This is a genomic window from Micromonospora sp. NPDC049359 (assembly GCF_044466585.1).
Classification (GTDB): Bacteria; Actinomycetota; Actinomycetes; order Mycobacteriales; family Micromonosporaceae; genus Micromonospora.
The window spans coordinates 1-4,576 of record NZ_JBITMW010000025.1; the positions used below are offsets into that span (position 1 = coordinate 1).

Genomic DNA, 4,576 nt, shown 5'->3' on the forward strand with positions numbered 1-4,576 from the left:
ACCGAGAAGCCGCGCAGCTCCAGTCGGCGCAGCGGGCGGCGCGGCGGCGGCGTCGGCGCGGGCGCGGGGGGGCCGGGCCGGGGGCCCCCCCGCCCCCCCCCCCCCGGCCCCCCCCCCCCCCCCCCCCCCCCCCCCCCCCCCGGCCCCCCCCCCCCCCCCCCCCCCCCCCCCCCCCCCCCCCCCCCCCCCCCCCCCCCGGGGGGGGGGGGGGGGGCCCCCCCCCCCCCCCCCCCGACCCCGGCTCTCAGCCGGCGAGGTGCGACCAGTCGCCCTCCAGCTCGCGCCAGGTCCCCTGGGCCGCCACCGTGCCCTCCCCCAACACCACCACGTGGTCGGCCCGGACCAACGCGGCACGCTTGGCGGTGGACCCCACCACGGTCACGCCGTGCGCCCGCAGCGCCTGCCACAGCGCCAGCTCCGTCGTGACGTCCAGCGCCGACGACACGTCGTCCGCGACCAGCAGTTCGGTACGCGGCGCCAGCGCCCGGGCCAGGGCCAGCCGCTGGAGCTGCCCGCCGGAGAGCCGGGTGCCCTTGTGCCCGATGAGCAGGCCCAGCCCACCCCCGGCGGCGGCCAGGTCGTGGTCGAGCTGCGCCGTGCTGACCGCGTCCGCCGCGTCCACCTGGTGGCCGAGCGCGATGTTCTCGACCACCGTGCCGGAGAGCACCCGGGGTAGCTGACCGACGTAACCGACCTGGTTGGGGCGTAGGAACAGCTCGGGCTCGGTGACCGTGTCACCGTTCCACCGCAGCTCGCCGGTGTGGTGCACGATGCCCGCGAGGGCCCGCAGCAGCGAGGACTTGCCCGCTCCGACCGGCCCGACGACCAGCACCAACTGCCCGCGCTGAACCGTCAGGTCCACGTCGCGCACGGCGACCGTGCCGTCGGAGTGCACCACCGAGAAGCCGCGCAGCTCCAGTCGGCGCAGCGGGCGGCGCGGCGGCGGCGTCGGCGCGGGCGCGGTGCCGCCGGCCAGGTCGACCGCCGGCACCCCCACCGAGTACGCCCCCACGCCCGTCATCGCCACCGTCCGCCGGGTCCACACCCGCGCCGACGGCAGTTGGGAGATCAACGACGCGGTGGTCCAGGCGAACCACCGGGCCGCGCCCAGCGTGGAGACGGCCACCAGCACCGTGCCGGCCGACAGTTCGCCGCCCAGGTAGAGGGCCCACGCGCCGATCGGCAGCAGCCCGCTGACCACCGCCGGCGTCGACCGGGACCACACCTGGACGGCGATCTCCCGGCGCTGCCGGTCACTGCGCAGCACGTCCAGGTCGGACAGGTGACGCAGCACCGCTGACGTCGCGCCGGCGAGCTTGACCGTCCGCGCCGCGGAGAGCGCGGAGACCAACGCGGTGGCGAAGGCGGCCCGCGCCGCGACGGTCGCCCGCGCCGCGCGCTCCAGCTTCGGCCCGAACAACGTCGCGGCCAGGCCGGAGACCACCATCGTGCCGAGGAAGAACAGCCCCGGTACGACGCTGCCGGTGACCGCCGTCATGGCCACCACCAGCACCACCGCCACGGTCTGGTCCAACACGTTGTCGGCGAGCTGCACCACCCGCTCGGTGTCGCCGCCCTGGGCCACCACCTCCGCCGGGCTGTGCGAGCTGACCCGGCGAGGGCCGGTCTGGCCGTGCACCAGCCGCAGGCCGATCCGCAGCATCTGCCGCACCCACCAGTGCGGAAACCACACGTGTGTGTAGAACGGCAGCGGCAGGGTGACCAGCAGCCCGGCCACGATGCCCAACGCGGGCAGGTACGGACTGCCGGAGCCGTCGACCAGGTCGGCCCACAGCCACGGCAGCAGCGGACCATCCAGCCCCAGCAGGCTGAGTCCGAGGAACAGGGCGATCGCGGCGGCTCCGTACCGGGGATCGTTGGTGCAGAGCCGGATGATCTCCCGGAAGGTCCGCGCCGGCGGCGTCGGCGGCAACGGCGGCGGGTCGGTACGCGACGCCGACGCCGACCCGGCCCCCGCCACCGCCGCATCAACCGAGCCAGCGGTGTCCCGACCGGCGGTGTTCGGGCCGGCCCTGTCCCGACCGGCCAGCAGGTCGGTGCCCGCCGTGTTCGGGTCGGCCAGCAGGTCGGTGCCGGCGGTGCTCGGGCCGGTCAGGAGGTCGGTGCCGCCGCCGGTGCGGGACGTCGCCGCCCCGCCGGCGTAGACGGCGGCGTGACTGGTCGCCAGCAACTCGGCGAACCGCGTGGACGTCTCCAACGGACCGGCCTCGACCACCGCGCCGTCGGCGAGCACCACCACCTCGTCGCAGCGGCGCACCGAGGAGAGTCGGTGCGCGATCACGATGCCGATCCGGTCGCGCAGCAGTCGCTCGGTGGCCCGCTGCACCCGCGCCTCGGTCACCGGGTCCAACCGCGCGGTGGCCTCGTCGAGGATCACCACGTGCGGGTCCCGGACCAGGATCCGGGCGAACGCCACCAACTGTTCCTGCCCGGCGGAGAGCACGTGCCCGCCCTCCCCCAGCCGGGTCGCCAATCCGTCGGGCAGCTCGGCGATCCAGCCGGCCAGGCCCAGTTCGTCGAGCGCTCGGGCGGCGGCGTCCAGCAGGTCCGGGTCGTAGAGCGCGACGTTCTCGGCGAGCGTGCCGGCCACGATCTCGGTGCGCTGCGGCACCAGCGCCACCCAGCGGCGCAACTCCTCCACGTCGAGGTCGCACAGGTCGGTGCCGCCGAGGAAGACGGTGCCCGGCGGCACGTCCACGGCCCGGGTGAGCACCTTCGCCAGGGTCGACTTGCCCGACCCGGTACGCCCGATCAGGGCATACGAGCGTCCCCGCGCGAAGGTGAGGCTGAGCCCGCGCAGGGCCGGACCTCGTCCACTCTCCGGGCCGCTCACCTCGTACCCGAACGTCAGGTCCCGGATGCGCAGGTCGCCCTCGACCGGGGTGGCCCCGCCGACCGGTTCCTGCCGAACCTTCTGGAGCAGCTGCACGCGGGCCCACGCGCCGAGGGCCTCCTGTAGTTCGGGCACCATCCGGCCGACGTGTTCCGCCGTGGCCCCGAAGGCCAGGGCGAGCAGCCAGATGGCGGTGAGCCGGGCGGCGTCGACCCGGCCGGTGGCCAGGGCCCAGGCCCCGCCGAGCACCACCGCGCCGACGCCGACCCGGATCGTGGCGGTGGCGACCGTCGCCACCTTGGCCGAGAGCACCCAGACCCGATGGCCGCGGGACAGCACGGTGGCGGCCCGCCGGGCATAGAGCCGCAGCACGTACGGCTGGGCCAGGCTGGTCCGCACGTCGTCCTGGCCGTGCACCGCCTCCTCCATCACGGCGGCCAGGTCGGACCATGCCTCTTCCTCGACCATCCGGGCCGGGCCGATCCGTGCCGTGGGTCGGCGCAGCCCCACCCCGAGCACCACAGTCAGCAGCAGCATCGCGATGCCGGCCGGCCACCACACGGCGAGCGCGACGACCATCGACAGCAGACCGACGCAGAGCCCCTGGGCGAGCCGCGAACCCTGGTTACGAACCGCCGACGCCACCTGGTAGACATCCCCGTCGATGCGGTCCAGCAGCTCGCCGACCGGGGTGGTCTCGAGGCTCGGCAGATCCTGCCCGAGCGCGACCCGGCAGAGCCGCCGACGGACGTCGGCGGACCAGTCGGCGGTCAGCCCGGCCATCACCAGGCTCACCACCAGGTCGCTGAGCACCACGGCGGCCAACGCGGCGGCGAGGACCGTGAAGGAAACGGCCGACCGGTGTACGAGCACCGCGCCGGCCAGCGCGGACGCGCCCGCCTGACCGGCGGCGCCCAGCACGATCAGGATGGCCACGAGCGTCATACGGCGTGGCGAGGTGGCCCACAGATCACGGAGCAGGCGCATGGGAGGTTCCTCCGGACGTGGGTGGCGGAACACCCAGCGTGCCGGCAGCGCCCCGGTCCCCTCAACCGATTTACCCGCCCTGAGCAGGTCATCCCCGATCGCCCGGCGCGCCGACAACGGGAGCGCGAGACCTGCCCGCCCCCGGACAGCCATGATCGACTCGACATCACCGATCCAGGGGCATCAACCGGCCCCGGACGGCCATGATCAACTCGACATCACCGATATCGCGGTGTCATCCGGCCTCGGATACCCCGACTTCGGCGATGTCGAGTCGATCACCACCCGGATGCTTTGGCACCCGCCACGCCGATCGCGCCCGCTGGGCGATATGTCCGTTCACGGGGTCTTCGCGGGGGTGACCGGACGCACGGCTGGGCTGGAATCGTGGCGGGCCGCAGGTCGTTACACAGCCTGACGATCGCAGGATCACGGCCGAGCCCCCCGCCTGCGGGAATGGCCCCGGCCACCGGGTCGTTACACCCGGTCCCGGCACGACGAGCCCCGCTCACCGCGGATCGTCAGCCCCCGGGAATGGCCCCGGACCGCAGGTCGTTACACACCCTCCCGGCACGGCGAGCCCGCTCACCGCGGATCGTCAGCCCCCGGGGAATGGCCCCGCCCCCCGGGTCGTTACACACGGACCGGCCGCCACGAGCCCCCCGCTCGCAGGCCGCCCCCCAGACTTTGAGCGCCCGGACGAGGTGCTGACACCCCCGTCACCTGATCCCCCGA

1 protein-coding gene is annotated in these 4,576 nt (G+C 75.0%); it reads right to left on the reverse strand.

Annotated features, from left to right (window positions below; genetic code table 11):
- Positions 1 to 244: 244 nt before the first annotated feature.
- Positions 245 to 3,841: an ATP-binding cassette domain-containing protein gene (locus tag ACIBTX_RS32395; protein WP_396833404.1), complete on the reverse strand. Its 3,597-nt coding sequence runs from the start codon at positions 3,839 to 3,841 to the stop codon at positions 245 to 247.
- Positions 3,842 to 4,576 lie beyond the last annotated feature (735 nt).